Annotated in this window: 15 protein-coding genes; 7 read left to right on the top strand and 8 right to left on the bottom strand. The window is 72.8% G+C overall.

Annotation, left to right across the window (positions count from 1 at the left end; genetic code table 11):
* Positions 1-3 precede the first annotated feature (3 nt).
* Positions 4-903 carry a non-homologous end joining protein Ku gene (gene ku, locus ACFYYN_RS09360; RefSeq protein ID WP_500545286.1) on the bottom strand — a complete coding sequence of 300 codons (900 nt, stop codon included), beginning with the start codon at positions 901-903 and terminating at the stop codon, positions 4-6.
* Between the two features lie 41 nt (positions 904-944).
* On the opposite strand from ku, the gene ligD reads away from it, so the two are divergent.
* The 3 genes from ligD to ACFYYN_RS09345 all read left to right on the top strand — a co-directional run bounded on the left by ligD (position 945) and on the right by ACFYYN_RS09345 (position 4,416).
* Positions 945-1,844 carry a non-homologous end-joining DNA ligase gene (ligD, locus tag ACFYYN_RS09355; protein ID WP_500322259.1) on the top strand — a complete coding sequence of 300 codons (900 nt, stop codon included), beginning with the start codon at positions 945-947 and terminating at the stop codon, positions 1,842-1,844.
* A gap of 13 nt (positions 1,845-1,857) precedes the next feature.
* Entirely contained in the window at positions 1,858-2,733 is an 876-nt protein-coding gene (locus ACFYYN_RS09350; protein ID WP_500545285.1) for an ATP-dependent DNA ligase, read from the top strand.
* A 66-nt stretch (positions 2,734-2,799) separates the two neighbouring features.
* Positions 2,800-4,416 (top strand): M48 family metallopeptidase, encoded by a 1,617-nt coding sequence (locus tag ACFYYN_RS09345; RefSeq protein ID WP_500545284.1) that lies wholly within the window; start codon positions 2,800-2,802, stop codon positions 4,414-4,416.
* Here ACFYYN_RS09345 and ACFYYN_RS09340 read toward each other — a convergent pair.
* The 7 genes from ACFYYN_RS09340 to panB form a co-directional block, all read right to left on the bottom strand.
* Positions 4,407-5,462: a PHP domain-containing protein gene (locus tag ACFYYN_RS09340; protein WP_500545283.1), complete on the bottom strand. Its 1,056-nt coding sequence runs from the start codon at positions 5,460-5,462 to the stop codon at positions 4,407-4,409. The genes ACFYYN_RS09345 and ACFYYN_RS09340 overlap by 10 nt on opposite strands.
* Before the next feature lie 10 nt (positions 5,463-5,472).
* A complete protein-coding gene (locus ACFYYN_RS09335; RefSeq protein WP_500322265.1) occupies positions 5,473-6,294 on the bottom strand; it encodes an ABC transporter permease in 822 nt (273 codons plus the stop codon).
* Positions 6,291-7,271, bottom strand: coding sequence for an ATP-binding cassette domain-containing protein (locus ACFYYN_RS09330; RefSeq protein ID WP_500322266.1), 981 nt, complete (start codon positions 7,269-7,271; stop codon positions 6,291-6,293). The genes ACFYYN_RS09335 and ACFYYN_RS09330 overlap by 4 nt, the downstream gene beginning before the upstream one ends.
* 162 nt (positions 7,272-7,433) lie before the next feature.
* Positions 7,434-8,147: an anti-sigma factor family protein gene (locus ACFYYN_RS09325; RefSeq protein ID WP_500322268.1), complete on the bottom strand. Its 714-nt coding sequence runs from the start codon at positions 8,145-8,147 to the stop codon at positions 7,434-7,436.
* The gene (locus ACFYYN_RS09320) at positions 8,144-8,737 is read right to left on the bottom strand and encodes a sigma-70 family RNA polymerase sigma factor (protein ID WP_089221762.1); all 594 of its coding nucleotides are present in this window, start codon (positions 8,735-8,737) and stop codon (positions 8,144-8,146) included. Before ACFYYN_RS09320 ends, ACFYYN_RS09325 begins: the two co-directional genes overlap by 4 nt.
* Positions 8,737-9,282, bottom strand: coding sequence for a hypothetical protein (locus ACFYYN_RS09315; protein ID WP_499511531.1), 546 nt, complete (start codon positions 9,280-9,282; stop codon positions 8,737-8,739). The genes ACFYYN_RS09320 and ACFYYN_RS09315 overlap by 1 nt, the downstream gene beginning before the upstream one ends.
* A gap of 202 nt (positions 9,283-9,484) precedes the next feature.
* Entirely contained in the window at positions 9,485-10,366 is an 882-nt protein-coding gene (panB, locus tag ACFYYN_RS09310; RefSeq protein ID WP_500545282.1) for a 3-methyl-2-oxobutanoate hydroxymethyltransferase, read from the bottom strand.
* A gap of 170 nt (positions 10,367-10,536) precedes the next feature.
* Here panB and ACFYYN_RS09305 point away from each other — a divergent pair, with 170 nt between their 5' ends.
* The 4 genes from ACFYYN_RS09305 (at position 10,537) to ACFYYN_RS09290 (ending at position 15,286) form a co-directional block, all read left to right on the top strand.
* A complete protein-coding gene (locus ACFYYN_RS09305) occupies positions 10,537-12,141 on the top strand; it encodes an MFS transporter (RefSeq protein WP_500545281.1) in 1,605 nt (534 codons plus the stop codon).
* Positions 12,138-12,782, top strand: a complete 645-nt coding sequence (locus ACFYYN_RS09300; RefSeq protein ID WP_500545280.1) for a TetR/AcrR family transcriptional regulator — start codon at positions 12,138-12,140, stop codon at positions 12,780-12,782. The genes ACFYYN_RS09305 and ACFYYN_RS09300 overlap by 4 nt, the downstream gene beginning before the upstream one ends.
* 268 nt (positions 12,783-13,050) lie before the next feature.
* Positions 13,051-13,971: an endonuclease/exonuclease/phosphatase family protein gene (locus ACFYYN_RS09295; RefSeq protein ID WP_500545482.1), complete on the top strand. Its 921-nt coding sequence runs from the start codon at positions 13,051-13,053 to the stop codon at positions 13,969-13,971.
* A 94-nt stretch (positions 13,972-14,065) separates the two neighbouring features.
* Complete coding sequence (locus tag ACFYYN_RS09290) at positions 14,066-15,286, top strand: MFS transporter (protein ID WP_500360250.1); 1,221 nt, start codon at positions 14,066-14,068, stop codon at positions 15,284-15,286.
* Positions 15,287-15,436 lie beyond the last annotated feature (150 nt).

Genomic DNA, 15,436 nt, shown 5'->3' with positions numbered 1-15,436 from the left:
TCCTCAGCCCGCCTTCTTGCGGGGCGTCGTCTTCTTCGCCGCGGTCTTCTTCGCCGCCGCCTTCTTCGCGGGGGCCTTTCCGGCGGCCGTCTTCTTCGCCGGGGCCTTGCCGGAGGCGGTCTTCTTCGCTCCGCCCTTCTCCCCGCCGCGGGCGTCGATGCTGGCCTGGAGCGCGGCCATCAGGTCCACCACGTTGTCGGGGGCGGCGGCGACCTCGGCCATCTCGGGGACGGGTTCGCCCTCCAGCCGGGCGGCGACGAGCTCGTCCAGCGCGTGCTGGTACTCGTCGTGCATCGACTCCAGGTCGAAGTCCTCGGAAAGGGTGTCCATCAGGCTCTGCGCCATCTTCAGCTCCTGCGGCCGCACGGTGACCTTCTCCGGCGGCGCCAGCCCCTCCGCGGCGCGGAGCTCGTCGGGCCAGTACATCGTGTGCAGGACCAGCACGTCCTGGTGGACGCGCAGCAGCGCCAAGGACTCGCGGGTGCGCAGCGCGATCTTGGTGACGGCGGCCTTGCCGCTGCTGCTCAGGGCCTCGCGGAGCAGGACGTACGGCTTGGCGGCGGCGGTCTCCGCGCCGACGTAGTAGGCCCGCGACAGGGACAGCGGGTCGACCTCGTCGGCGTCGACGAAGGCGAGCACGTCGATCAGCTTCTTGCTGGGCAGGGGGAGGGCGGCCAGGTCCTCGTCGGTGAGCACCACCGTGCGGCCGGTCTCGTCCTCGTACCCCTTGGCGATCTCCGCGTAGGGGACCTCCTTGCCCTCCTTCTCGCAGTACCGCTTCATGCGGATGCGGCCGCCGTCCTCGGCGTGCACCTGGTGCAGGGAGACGCCGTGCTCCTCGGTGGCCGCGTAGAGCTTGACCGGAATGGAGACCAGCCCGAAGCCGATCGCACCTTTCCACATGGATCGCATACTTTCGTCCCTTTCCGGGGACTTTCCAGACTATGCCCGCCCCGTCAGCCTCGCCCGACCGGCAGACGGTCGAGGTGGACGGCCGCCGTGTGGTCCTCACCCACCTGGACAAGGTCGTCTTCCCGGTCACCGGTCACACCAAGGCACAGCTGCTGCAGTACTACGCCCGTGTCGCCCCGGTGCTGGTGCCGCACGCCGCCGGTCGCCTCGCCTCCTTCGTCCGCGCCCCCGAGGGCCCGCACGCCCAGCGCTGGTTCGCCAAACGCCCGCCCAGTGGCACGCCCGACTGGGTGACCACCGCCGGGGAGGCCGACGAGCCGCACATCGTCGTCGACTCCACCCCGGCCCTGGTCACCATGGCCAACCTCGGCGCCTGGGAGGTGCACGTCCCGCAGTGGACCGTGGCCGGCGGACGCGACGCCCACGACCGCCTCGTCCTCGACCTCGACCCCGGCGAGGGCGCCGACCTCGTCCTGTGCTGCCGGGTCGCCGAACGCCTGCGGCAGATGATGGAGGACGACGGGCTCGTCTCCTTCCCCGTGACCTCCGGCAGCAAGGGGCTCCACCTCTACGCGCCGCTGCGACCCGCCACCGAGGCCGCCGCCACGGGCTACGCCAAGGCACTCGCCGCCCGCATGCGCGACGAGCACCCCGGCCTCGTCGTGTTCTCGATGACGCGCAGCCTGCGCGCCGGGAAGGTCTTCATCGACTGGTCCCAGAACGCCTCCGCGAAGACCACCGCCTGCCCCTACACCCTGCGGCTGCGCGACCGCCCCGGCGTCGCGGCGCCCCTCACCTGGGACGAGGTCGCCTCCTGCCGGAAGGCGGAGGACCTCGCCTTCACCCCGGAGGAGGTCCTGCAGCGCACCGCCGACCACGGCGACCCGCTGGCCGCCCTGGACGACCCCGCCGGCCGCGGCACCCTGCCGTGACGGGCGCCCCCTCGTGACCGATCCCCTCCCGCTCCCCGTGCGCGTCGCCCTGGCCCGCCGCGTCGACACCGTACCCGCGGCCGACGCCCTCCCCGGCGGCTGCGCCTACGAGCCGAAGTTCGACGGCCACCGCATGGTCGTGCTCACCGACCCCGTACGCCTGCAGACCCGTTCCGGCCGGCTCGTGACCGCCACCTTCCCCGAGATCGCGGAGGCCGCCGGGGCCCTGCCGGCCGGCACCGTCCTCGACGGCGAGGTCGTCATCTGGCGGGACGGCCGCGTCGACTTCGGCGCCCTCCAGCGCCGCGCCCTGCGCGGGTCGCGCCGCCGTACCGACCTCCCCGCCAACTACGCGGCCTTCGACCTGCTCGCCACCGCCGGTACCGACCTGCGCGGCCGGCCGTACCACGAACGCCGCGCGGCCCTCGTCGCGCTGCTGGAACCGCTCGGGCCGCCGCTGCAGGCCGTGCCCATGACGACCGACCGCGACGAGGCCGTCCACTGGTACGCCTCGCTCGCCCCGGCCGGCATCGAGGGCCTCGTCGTCAAGGGCCGCGGTCAGCGCTACCGCCCCGACCGCCGCGACTGGCTCAAGCTCCGCCACGCCGTCCCGCAGGACGCCGAGGCCATCGGCTTCACCGGCACCCCCCGCGCCCCCCGCGCCCTCGTCCTCGACCTCGGCGACGGCCCCTTCGCCACCGCGCCGCTGGACGCCCCCCTCCGCACCCAGCTCGCCGCGCTCCTGGCCCCCCCACCGCCCCCGCCCGGCGCGACCCTCGACGACGGCACCCCCTACCGCCCCCTCCCCGCACCGCTCCCCGTCGAGATCCTCCAGGGCGAGGGCCGCCACGCCCTCACCACGGTGCTCCGCCTGCGGCCCGACGCCTGACCGCGGGGAGGAGCGCACCACCCCACCCCGGAAAGGCCGTTGAGCAGCGGTCGGTGCGGGAATACCATGGCGCGTCGCCGCTCGGCCGTCGCGGGCGACTCCCCCTTCGGCTCCCAGGAGACCCCTTCCGGCATGCGTGCGTTCCTCCAGGCCGTCCGGCTGCTCGTGCTGCTGCTCGGCTTCTACGTCATGGCCGTCGGCCTGCTCGCGTCGATCGTCGCCGCGGACGTCGTCCTCACCGACGTCGCGCTGCGACAGGGCTACGTGACCTTCCTGTTCCTGGGCATCAGCGTCGCCTTCGCCTCACCGCTGGTGTCGGGCCTGTTCGCCTCCGTCCGCGGCGTCAACCGTCACCGGCCGGCCGGGGTGCGGGTGACCGCGGACGAGCAACCGGAGCTGTGGGCGCGTGTGCGCCGGGTGGCCGACGCCATGGAGACGGCGGCCCCCGTCGAGCTCTGGCTCGTGGCGGAGCCGGTGGCGGCCGTCTGGCAGAGCTCCTGGGTGCTCGGCCTGGTCGCCGGGCGCCGGCGGATGGTGCTCGGCATCCCGTACCTGACGGGGCTGACGGAACGCCAGATCGACGCGGTCATCGCCCACGAACTCGGCCACTTCGCCCGGCGCGACACCCTCCTGGCGGGGCTGGCCGCCCGCAACCGCGCGGGCCTGATGCGGGTCCTGGAGCGGTACGCCGAGGACGGCAACGGCATCGGCCACGCGATGGGCTCGATGTTCGCCGGCTACGCCCGCTTCTGCCTGCGGACGACGCAGGCCCAGGCACGCCTCGGGGAACTGGCCGCGGACCGCGCCGCCGCGCGGATCGCCGGACGGGACACCACCGCCGCCGCCCTGCGACGCATCCCCCTGCTCGACGCCGCGCACACCCGCTACGTCCGGGAGTACGCCGGCATCGGCTCCGCGCTCGGTCTGCTCCCTCCGGCCGAGGAGGTGCACCCCGGCTTCGGCGCGTTCCTGGACAGCGGCACCTGGCGGGAGGAGGAGCGGCGGCTGATCGCCGACCCGCCCCGGGAGAAGACCTCGCCCTACGACTCGCACCCCCCGATGCGCGAGCGGGTCGCGGCGATCGAGGCGCTGCCCGCGGACGCCGCCGGGACCGTCCCCGGCGAGCCGTCACCGGCGGGCGCCGGCCTGCTCGGGGATCCCGTGGCGACCGGTGCCCGCACCGTGCTGGCGCTCCCCGGGGCCGCCGGGCTGCGGCAGCTGCCCTGGCGGGACCTGGCCGCCGAGGTGGGGACGGCGGAGCTCGGCGCCGAGACGACGCCGGTGCTCCGGGCCGCCCGCGCCGTCCTGCGCACCCCCGCGGACCTCGGGATGCTGCTGGACGCCCTCGACGCCGGGCGCTGGCCGGAGGTCGTCGACTGCATGCCGCGCCCCGGTCACGGGGGCCACATGCTCCTCGACGACTCCCTGCGGGCGCGTGCCCGCGCCGATGCCGCGGACGGGCTGTACTCCCTGGCGCTGGCGGCCCTGGTCGAGGACGGCCGGGCCCGCTGGGAACTGGACTGGGAACGCGGCAGGCACCTGGAGTTCGACGAGGGCGTCCACGCCGCCCTGGACCGTGCCGTGGACGCGGCCGTGTCCCCGCAGGACGGAGCGGAACCGGACAGCTCGGGCCTGCGGGAACTCCTCGGACTGCCCGTGGACCGGGCACCGGCTCAGACCTGAGACGTTGCGGCCGGCACCTCACGGGTGCGGGTCCAGCGCAGCAGGGTGTCCGCGTCCCAGGTGTTCACCACCCGCTGCGGAGGGACGCCGCACTCCTCGGCGCGGGCACAGCCGTGGATCTGCCAGTCCAGCTGGCCGGGGGCGTGGGCATCGCTGTCGATGCTGAAGAGGACCCCGGCCTCCACGGCCTTGCGCAGCAGCCGCCGCGGCGGGTCGAGCCGGTCCGGGCGGCTGTTGATCTCCACGGCCACCCCGAAGCGCTCGCAGGCGGCGAAGACCAGGTCCGCGTCGAACTCCGACTCCGGGCGCAGCTTGCCGGCCACCAGCCGTCCCGTGCAGTGCCCCAGCACGTCCACCAGCGGATTGCTGATCGCGGAGATCATCCGCCGGGTCATCTCGTCCCGGTCCATCCTCAGCTTGGAGTGGACGGACGCGACGACGACGTCCAGCCGGTCCAGCAGCTCCGCGTTCTGGTCGAGGGCGCCGTCCGCGAGGATGTCGCACTCGATGCCGGTCAGCAGCCGGAAGGAGCCGGGGAGACGGGCGCCGACCTCGGCCACCACCTCCAGCTGGGCGCGCAGCCGCTCGGCGGTGAGCCCCCGGGCGACGGTCAGCCGCGGGGAGTGGTCGGTGAGCGCCGCCCACTCGTGGCCCAGCTCCACCGCGGTGCGGGCCATCGTCTCGATCGGGCTGCCGCCGTCGGACCAGTCCGAGTGCAGATGGCAGTCGCCGCGCAGCGCGGCCCGCATCCGCTGCCCCGCGTCGCCCTCCGGCCGGTTGACCGCGCCCGCGGCGCCCTCCGCCAGCCGGGTCAGGTAGGCGGGCCGGTCGCCCGCCAGCGCCTCCCGGACGACGGCGGCGGTCTTCGGGCCGAGCCCCTTGACCTCCTCCAGGCCACCCGGCCGTTCCGCGCGCCGCCGGAGTTCCTCCGGCGGCATCGCGGAGACCGCGGCGGAGGCCCCGCGGAAGGCACGGACCCGGTACGTCGGGGCGCCGTCCCGCTCCAGCAGGAAGGCGATCCGGTCCAGCGCCTCGACGGGGTCCATGCCTCCAGGATCAGGTCTTGTTGCGGAACCTCGCCACCGCCAGCGGCGCACTGATCACCGTGATGCCCACGGCCCACATCAGCGTCATCATCGCCGAGTGCGCGACCGCACCGCCGTTGATCAGGTTGCGGGAGGCGTCGGCGAGGTTGGACAGCGGGTTGTAGCGGGTGAAGGCCTCCAGCCAGCCCGGCATGGTCGTGGGCTTGGCGAAGATCGAGCTCCCGAACTGCAGCGGCAGGACGACGATCATGGCGAGTCCCTGGACGGACTGGGGGGTCCGGGCGACCAGACCCAGGAGGATGAAGACCCACATCAGCGAGGCCCCGAAGGTCAGCGACAGCACCACCGCGCCCACCAGCCCGAACACACCGTTGTCCACGTGCAGTCCGAGGATGAAGCCCATCACGAGGAGGATCACCGTGGCGACCAGCGCCCGGCCGATCTCCACCACGATCTTCGCGATCAGCACGGAGGAGCGGGCGATGGGCATCGTGCGGAAGCGGTCCATCACCCCGGTCTTGAAGTCCGAGTTGACGCCCGTGCCGACGGCCATGGCGATGTTCATGCCCATCATGGCCATCAGGCCGGGCACCATGTAGTTGACGTACTTCTCCTGGCTGCCCTCGAGCGCGCCGCCGAAGACGTACACGAACAGCAGCGTGAAGACGATCGGCATCAGCAGCGCGTCGAACATCGACTCCGGGTCCTGCCGGATCTGCAGGACGTTGCGCCGCACGAGGGCGCCGATGTGCCGGAGGTTGGCGCGCAGCCCGATCCGCGGATCGGCGGTGGCGGCCTTGGTGTTCCCCGCGGGGACGGTGACGGCGGTCATGCCGCGAGCTCCTCTCGGTCCCGGGTGCCGCTGCCGCGCGTGACGGCCAGGAACACCTCGTCCAGACTGGGCAGATGGGTGTCGATGCCGGCGATGGCGAAGCCGTGCGCGCCGAGCGCGGCCACGACGTCCGTCAGCTGCTCGTCGCTGAGGATGGGCACGTTGAGCACCCCGCCCGCGTGGTCCGGCACGGCCTGCGTCCCCGTGCCGAGCGCCGTCGCCATCGCGTCCAGCTCCCCGGGGTCCACCGGCCTCACCTGCAGGGTCCGGCCGCCGACCTTCGCCTTCAGTTCCTCGACCCGGCCGCCGGCGATCACACGGCCGCGGTCGATGACCGTCAGCTCGTGCGCGAGCTTCTCGGCCTCCTCCATGTACTGCGTGGTCAGCAGCACGGTCGAGCCGTCCGCGACCATGTTCTGCACCTCGTCCCACACCTCGTTGCGGGTGCGGGGGTCCAGGCCGGTGGTCGGCTCGTCCAGGTACAGCACCGCCGGGCGGCCGATCATCGACGCCGCCAGGTCCAGGCGGCGGCGCATGCCGCCGGAGTACTCCTTGGCGGGCTTGCGGGCGGCGTCCGTCAGCGAGAACCGCTCCAGCAGCTCGTCCGCCCTGCTCCGGGCGTCCCGCCGGGACAGGTCCAGCAGCCTGCCGATCATGTAGAGGTTCTCGCGGCCCGACAGGGACTCGTCGACCGACGCGTACTGCCCGGTCAGCCCGATCACCCGGCGCAGCTGCCGGGGCTGCGCCACCACGTCGTAACCGGCCACCATCGCCGTGCCGGCGTCCGGACGGATCAGCGTGGACAGGATCCGCACCAGCGTCGTCTTCCCGGCGCCGTTCGGCCCCAGCACGCCGAGCACGGTCCCCTGCCGCACGTCCAGGTCCACCCCGTCGAGGGCCTTCGTCTCCCCGTAGCGCTTCACGAGCCCCCGCACCCTGACGGCGGCGTCCGCGCTCTTGGCATCTCGTTGTGTCATGCCGCCACGGTCGCGCGCCTCACCGACACGGCGCCGACATATCGCTGACAGCCTCACCGACACGGTGCCGACGCGCCCCCGGCCGCCCACGCGACGCCACCGGAGAACGCCCGAGGGGGGACGCGCACCGCGCGTCCCCCCTCGGGCATCGGCCCCTCAGGCCTACGTGGTGACCGACACCAGCCGCTGCCCCTGGGACGTGACGACGTCGAACCGTGAGATGGAGTCCGGCTGCATCCCCGCCGACCCGTCCAGCGTGAGCGGGTTGGGCTGGTCGGAGGTGCCGTAGCCGGCCGTCGGGACGCTCCAGGTGCCGACCGTCTGCTGGGAGCCGTCCTTGCCGACGACGACCAGGCGGCAGGTCAGCGGGCCCTGGACCCCGGCGAGGGTGAGGCCGACCTCGCTGCCCCACTTCTTCTCGTTGACACCGACCGTCGCCTTGACGCCCGTGGAGTTGTCGGTGCCCTTGAACTGCTCCGCGTAGACCCTGGCCTGGGCGTCGTCGGAGCCGCCACCGGAGGCGAGCACCGCGACGGTGGGGCCCGCCACGATCAGCGCCACCGAGGCGGCGAGCGCGAACATCCTGCGCCGGGCGCGGGTCTTGCGATCGTCCGACACCTTGCCGAGGAGACGTCCGAGCACCTTGTCGCCGCTGGGCGGGAGGGGCACTCCGGCGCCGGCGGGAGCGAGTTCGGCGAGCACCGGCACGAGGCCGCTCAGCTCGTCGAGTTGCTGTCCGCACTGGTGGCAGATGGCGAGATGTTCCTCGAAGCGCGCCATGTCGGCGTCGTCGAGCACGCCGAGGACGTACGCCCCGACGTCGACGTGCGGGTCGTGGGGGGTACCTGCCCCGGAGCCGTAACCGTAGACCGTCACGAGGTGGTCACACCCCTTTCCTCAAGAGCGATTTTCAGGGAGCGGAGGGCGTAGAAGACGCGCGAGCGCACGGTGCCGGGCGGTACCCCCAGCGCCGCCGCGGCCTCGTTGACCGTCCGGCCCTTGAAGTACGTTTCGATCAGCACCTGGCGGTGGGCCTCGGTGAGATCATCCAGTGCGTCGGAGATCGTCATCAGCCTCAGGGAGCGTTCGAGTTCGTCCTCGGCCGGGAGTTGGTCGAGGGCGGCCGGGGAGGCCTCCGGGGGCCGTGCCTGACGGCTGCGGTGGCCGTCGATCACGATCCGCCGGGCGACCGTCACCAACCAGGGCCGCAGGGAACGGGCGCCCGGGTCGAGCCGGGACGCGCTCTTCCACGCGCGCAGCAGGGTCTCCTGCACGACGTCCTCGGCCAGGTAGCGGTCACCGCCGACCAGCCGAAGAACGTATGCGAAGAGCGCACCCGCGTGTTCGCGGTAGAGCGCCCGCATGAGGTCCTCTTCGGGGACCCCACCTGAGCGATGGTCGGCCACGAGCGCATCCTGCCCTACTGATCGCTGGGGGTCGAGTCCTCTCAATGCCTGCTGTCCCATCAGTACCCGTCTGACCCGTTCTCGGAGGAGGCGCTCTTCGGCTGCGCGGGCGCCCCGGCCTTCTCGCCGTCCGGGGTGGCCGCGTACCAGGTGCGGTTCGCGCCCTGGCCCTTGGTGTCGCCCGGGTTCTTGTCGCCCGCGAAGTGGTAGAGCGGCATTCCGTTGAGCGTGAGCTGCATCGTGCCGTCGGGGCGCTTCACGCTGCCGACCAGGTTCTGGTCCACGCCCTGCACCTGGGTGTCCGAGACCGCGGCGGCCGGCAGCCACTGGGTCGCGCACTCGCCGGTGCAGGTCGAGGTCGGCGGGTTGGGCTTGTCCTGCTCGAAGCGGTACAGCACCCAGCCCTTCTCGTCGGTGACCAGCTTGCCGAGCTGGGCGTTGTCGACGGTCCGGAGGCCGGGCGCCGGCGCGGGCTGCGACGCCTGGATCGCGCCCACCGGGGGACTGGCATTGTCGACGCCCGCGTTGCAGGCGGTGGCGACGATCAGCGCGGCGGAGGCGAATGCCCCCGCCCCCACCGATCGGCGCAACTTCGGAACGTTCATGCCACGGCCCCCGGCACTTTCTCGTCGGTGCTCCACCCCTGGTGGGCGGTTGCCCACTCATACGGGGGTGAGGGCCGGTGTACTCAACGTCCTCAGAAAAAACTTCCGCCCCGGGGAGGGGGTGCCCGGGGCGGAAGCCGGCGGTGGGTCGCACCGCCTCAGGGGGAAGTCGCGCGTGGCGCCGCGACAGGTCGTCGGAGGGTCAGTGGAAGCTGTGCTCCGGAGCCGGGTAGGCACCGCCCACGACGTCCTCGGCGAAGGCCTTGGCCGCACCGCCGAGGGTCTCGCGCAGCGCTGCGTACTGCTTGACGAAGCGCGGCACCCGGCCGGAGGTCATCCCGGCGAAGTCCGTCCAGACCAGCACCTGGGCGTCGCACTCCACGCCCGCGCCGATGCCGACCGTCGGGATGTGCAGGATCCGGGTGACCTCCGCGGCCAGCTCGGCCGGGACCAGCTCCAGCACGACGGCGAAGGCGCCGGCGTTCTGCACGGCCTTGGCGTCGCGCAGCAGCTGCTGGGCGGCCTCCTCGCCGCGGCCCTGGACCGGGTAGCCACCGAAGGCGTTGACCGACTGCGGGGTGAGGCCGATGTGGGCCATCACGGGGATGCCGGCCTGGACGAGCAGGTCGATCTGCTGGGCGGAGCGCTCGCCGCCCTCCAGCTTCACGGCGCCCACCCCGGCCTCCTTGACCAGCCGGGTCGCGCTGCGCAGCGCCTGCGTCGGACCCTCCTGGTACGAGCCGAACGGCAGGTCGCCGATGACCATCGCGCGCTTGGTGCCGCGCACCACGGCCGCGGACAGCATCGTCATCTCGTCCAGCGTGACCGGGACGGTGCTCTCGTAGCCGAGGTGACAGTTGCCCATCGAGTCGCCGACCAGCAGCACGGGGATGCCGGCCTCGTCGAAGACCGAGGCGGTCATGGCGTCGTAGGCGGTGAGCATGGGCCACTTCTCGCCGCGCTCCTTGGCGGCGGCGATGTCCCGGACGGTGATCCGCCGTGTCCCCTTGCCGCCGTACAGCGCCTTGCTGCTGTCGGGAGCGGGCTGGGCGGGCGTCTGGGCAGCCGGAACGGCATGCGTCATTGCAACTGCTCCTTGTGTCATCTCGAGGCGCCCTGACGGCGTCCCCGGACCGATTCCATGCTGACACGCGCCGCCGTCCGCGCAAAGGGGGGCGTCCGTCACTCCCCCTTTTGCCGAGGTTTTACAATACGAGACGGTCCCGTATCGGAAATCGGGTCTACGTTGACGGCATGCCCGCCGACACAGCCCAGCCGCAGAGCCCCAGCGTCCCGGAGGCGGTCCACCGCCGCCGCTGGGGGATCCTGACCGTCCTGCTGTTCAGCCTCCTCGTGGTGGTCCTGGACAACTCGATCCTCAACGTCGCGATGAAGACCATCGCCGAGCCCGCCCCGACCGGCCTGGGTGCCACCCAGAGTCAGCTGGAGTGGGCGATCAACTCCTACACACTGGTCTTCGCCGGTCTGCTGTTCACCGCGGGCCTGCTCGGCGACCGCCTCGGCCGCAAGAAGGTGCTCCTGTTCGGCATGGCCGTCTTCGGCGTCGGATCGGTGCTCTCGGCCTTCGCCGGCTCCTCCGGCGAGCTGATCACCTTCCGCGCGGTCATGGGCTTCGGCGGCGCCTTCGTGATGCCCGCGACGCTCGCCATCATCATCAACGTCTTCGAGCGCGAGGAGCAGCCCAAGGCGATCGGCATCTGGACCGGTGCGGTGGGCCTGGCGATAGCCATCGGCCCGGTCACCGGCGGACTGCTCCTCGACCACTTCTGGTGGGGCTCGGTCTTCCTGGTGAACGTGCCGATCATCGCCGTCGCCCTGCTCGCGATGGTGCTCATCGTCCCGGACTCCCGCGACCCACGGCCGGGCCGCCTCGACCCCGTCGGCGTGCTGCTGTCCATCGTCGGCCTGGTGCTGCTGGTGTACGGCATCATCAAGGGCGGCCAGCTCGCCGACTTCACCGCCCCCACGCCCCTGGCGGCCATCATCGGCGGCCTCGTGGTCCTCGGCGCCTTCGTCTGGCACGAGGCCCGCAGCAGCCACCCCGCCTTCGACGTCTCCTACTTCCGCAACCCGACCTTCTCGGCCTCGGTCTCCGCGATCGGCCTGGTCTTCTTCGCGCTCATGGGCGTGACCTTCTTCATGGTCTTCTACACCCAGAGCGTGCGCGGCTACAGCGCCCTGGACTCCGGCCTGCTGCTGCTCCCGCTCGCCGTCGCCCAGCTCGTCTTCGCGCCCCGTGCCCGGCTGGTCGTCGACCGGATCGGCGCCCGCCTCACCTGCGCCGCCGGGCTCGCGCTGATAGCGCTCAGCTTCCTCGGCTTCCAGCTGCTCGACGCCGACACCCCGATCTGGCAGCTGGAGGTGCTGTTCTTCCTCATGGGCACGGCCATGGCCCACGTGATGCCGCCCGCGACCGTCGCCATCATGTCCTCCCTGCCGCGTGAGAAGGCCGGCTCCGGCTCCGCCGTCAACAACACCTTCCGGCAGGTCGGCGGCGCGCTCGGCGTTGCGGTGCTGGGCTCGCTGATGTCGACGGTCTACCGTGACGGCATCGCGGACCACCTGACCGGCCTCCCCGCCGACGTGCAGCACCGGGCCGGCGAGTCCATCGAGGCCACGCGCGCCGTGGCCGAGGGCATGGGTCCCGCGGGCAAGGCGCTGCTCGCCCCGGCCACCGACGCCTTCCTCGACGCCATGCACGTCACCGCCTACGTCGCGAGCGGTGTCGCGCTGCTCGGCATGCTCGTCGTCGTGGTCTTCCTGCCCGGCAGGACCGCCGGGGGGCGTCCCGCGGGCGGAGAGGAACGCGAGGTCAGCCCGGTGGGGGCGGAGCGGTGACCGGCACCCGGGCGGCGACGGAACCCGGCGGCGGCACGGTCCCCGGGCCCGCCGGGCGCCTCCCGCGCGGCCGTCCGCGCAGCGCCGCCGCCGACACCGCGATCATCGAGGCCGTCCTCAGCATGCTGGAGGAGGGCGCCACGATCGGGGAGCTGTCGATGGAGCGCATCGCCCGCGCCGCCGGCGTCGGCAAGGCCACCGTCTACCGGCGCTGGGCGGGCAAGAACGCGCTGATGCTCGACGTCATGAAGTCCGTCGACGAGCAGACCCCGCGGCTCGCCGGCCGCTCGGTCCGCGACGACCTGGTCACCTGCGTCGAATTCATACGGCGCAGGGCCCTGGTCAAGCGCTCCTCCGCCCTGCTGCGCAACGTCCTCGCCCAGGTGCAGAACGAGCCGGAACTGTGGGCCGCCTACCACGACACCGTCATCGCGGCCCGGCGCGCCCAGGTCCGCGAGGTCCTGGGCCGGGGCATCCGCAGCGGCGAACTCCGCGACGACATCGACCCGGAACTCCTCGGGGACCTCTTCATCGGCCCCATGCTGTCGCGTTCGATGCTGCGGCCGGACGCGGCACTGCCGGAGGGGCTGTCGGAGCTGATCGTCGACTCGGTGCTGCAGGGCGTCCGCGCCGGGCGCTGAACGCCTGGGGGAACAAGGGGGAATGTCCTGGTTCTGTCACAGGGTGCCCTTTCGCCGGGCGGCGGGGGAACCTGTGGCCCGGCGAGTCCCGTCCTCCGGGCGTCGATCGCCTATGGTCGACTGAGCACCTGGCAAGACAGTGAGGACTCCCCCCATGGCTCAGGCGTACGACGCGGACGTGACCACCGACGGCGGCACCAGGCCGCAGGGTTCGGGTGCGAACGGACGTTTCGGACGCTTCCGGCGGTTCTGGTCCTTCGGCGACGGCATGTGGCGGCGGGGGATCGTCACGGCCGTACTGGCCCTCGCCATCGCCGTGGTGATGGCCTTTCACGGCGCGGTGCCCAACCGGATCGGCAACGTGGGCAGCCTGCTGGAGACCTTCCTGCCCTGGCTCGGGCTCGCGCTCCCGGTGCTGCTGGTGGTCGGCGTGCTGCGGCGCTCGGCGACCGCGCTGATCGCCGTCCTGCTGCCGATCGTGGTGTGGCTGCACTTCTTCGGCGGGCTCCTCACGGACAAGGACGCCGGTGGGGGCGACCTCACCGTGCTGACCCACAACGTCAACGCCGACAACCCCGACCCCGCCCGCACCGCGCAGGACCTCATCGGCTCCGGTGCCGACCTCGTCGCGCTGGAGGAGATCCCCGCCGGGAAGGTCTCCGTCTACAAGTCCGGGCTCAAGGCCCGCTACCCGTACAGCGCCGTGGTGGGCACCGTCGGGCTGTGGAGCAGGTACCCGCTCGGCCAGGTGCGGCCGGTGGACATCCGGCTCGGCTGGACCCGCGCCCTGCGCGCCACCGCCACCACGCCGCACGGGAAGGTCGCGGTCTACGTCGCGCACCTGCCCTCGGTGCGGGTCAAGTTCAACGCGGGCTTCACCGCCGGCGAGCGCGACCGCAGCGCCGACGCGCTCGGGGAGGCCGTCGCGGACGAGAAGCTGCCCGACGTCATCCTCATGGGCGACCTCAACGGCACGATGAACGACCGCGCGCTCGCCAACATCACCTCCCAGATGCGGTCCACGCAGGGCGCCGCGGGCGACGGCTTCGGCTTCAGCTGGCCGGCCGGCTTCCCGACCGCCCGCATCGACCAGATCCTCGTCAGGGGCCTGGAGCCGACCGCCTCCTGGGTGCTGCCCGCGACGGGCAGCGATCACCGCCCGGTGGCGGCGAAGGTAGCACTCCCGTAACGAGTTCTTCGCCCACGGGAAGAACGGGCCGGGCAGACTTTGTTCCGCAGTTAAACTAATAACTGCTCCCGACCCTGCCCCGGAAAGGCCTGTCATGCCTCTCGCCCTGCTCGCACTGGCGATCAGCGCATTCGGCATCGGTACGACGGAGTTCGTGATCATGGGCCTGCTGCCCGACGTCGCGGACGACCTGCAGACCTCCATCCCGACCGCCGGCTACCTCGTCTCCGGCTATGCCCTCGGGGTCGTCATCGGCGCCCCGCTCCTGGCCGCGGTCACCACGCGGATGCCGCGCAAGGCCCTGCTCCTGTCCCTCATGGCCCTGTTCACCGTCGGCAACACGCTCTCCGCCCTCGCCCCGGGCTTCGGCTGGCTGCTCGCCGGGCGCGTGCTGTCCGGACTCCCGCACGGTGCCTTCTTCGGCGTCGGCGCGGTCGTTGCCGCGGGCATGGTCGACCCTGCGCGCAAGGCCCGCGCCGTCTCCCTGATGATCGCCGGGCTCACCGTCGCGAACATCGTCGGCGTCCCCGCGGCGACCCTCCTCGGCCAGCACCTCGGCTGGCGCGCCACCTTCCTCGCCGTCGGCATCATCGGCCTCGCCGCCATCGCGGGCATCGCCCTGCTCGTGCCCCGCATCCCCCTCGCCCCGGGCGGCGGCCTGCGCCGGGAACTGTCGGCCTTCCGCAGCGGGCAGGTCTGGCTGGCGCTGGGCACCACGATCTTCGGCTTCGCCGCGGTCTTCGCGGTCTACAGCTACGTCACGCCGATGCTCACGCAGGTCGCCGGGTTCGGGGAGAGCAGCGTCACGCTGGTGCTCGCCCTCTTCGGCGTCGGCGCGACGATCGGCAACCTCCTCGGCGGCCGCCTCGCCGACCGCGCCCTGCGGCCCGCGCTGCTCGGCGGGCTCGGCGCGCTCGCGGTCGTCCTGCTGCTGTTCACGGTCACCGCGCACGCCCGCTGGAGCGCGGCGCTCACGGTCGTCCTGCTCGGGATCGCGGCGTTCGCGACGGGGTCGCCCATGATGATGCTCGTCATGGAGAAGGCCCGGCACGCCCCCGCGCTGGCCTCCTCCGCGAACCAGGCCGCGTTCAACCTGGCCAACGCGGGCGGTGCCTGGCTCGGCGGGGTCGTCCTCGCGCACGGCCTCGGCTACACCGCCCCGGCGGTGGCGGGCGCGGTGCTGGCGGTCACGGGGCTCGCGATCGCGACGGTCGCGGGCCTGTGGGAGCGGCGCGCGGGCTCCGATGCGGGGTCCTCTTTGTCCCGGGTCGTCGTGTCCGGGCAGCCGCCCGCGGTGCGGGAGCGCGTGCGCTGACCTGGCCCGGTGCCTCGTGTGCGGCGCCGTTGTGTGTCGCGGTTGGGGTTTCTCCCCCGCCCGCCCTCCCGATTGCCCGGCGCGGCCCCGACCCCACACCAACGATGCGTAGGCCCGCACCGACCGCGCCGGGCAATCGGGCGGGTGGTG

It is taken from the genome of Streptomyces sp. NPDC001902 (genome assembly GCF_042891295.1).
Classification (GTDB): Bacteria; Actinomycetota; Actinomycetes; order Streptomycetales; family Streptomycetaceae; genus Actinacidiphila.
This window is presented reverse-complemented; position numbering and strand designations above follow the sequence as displayed.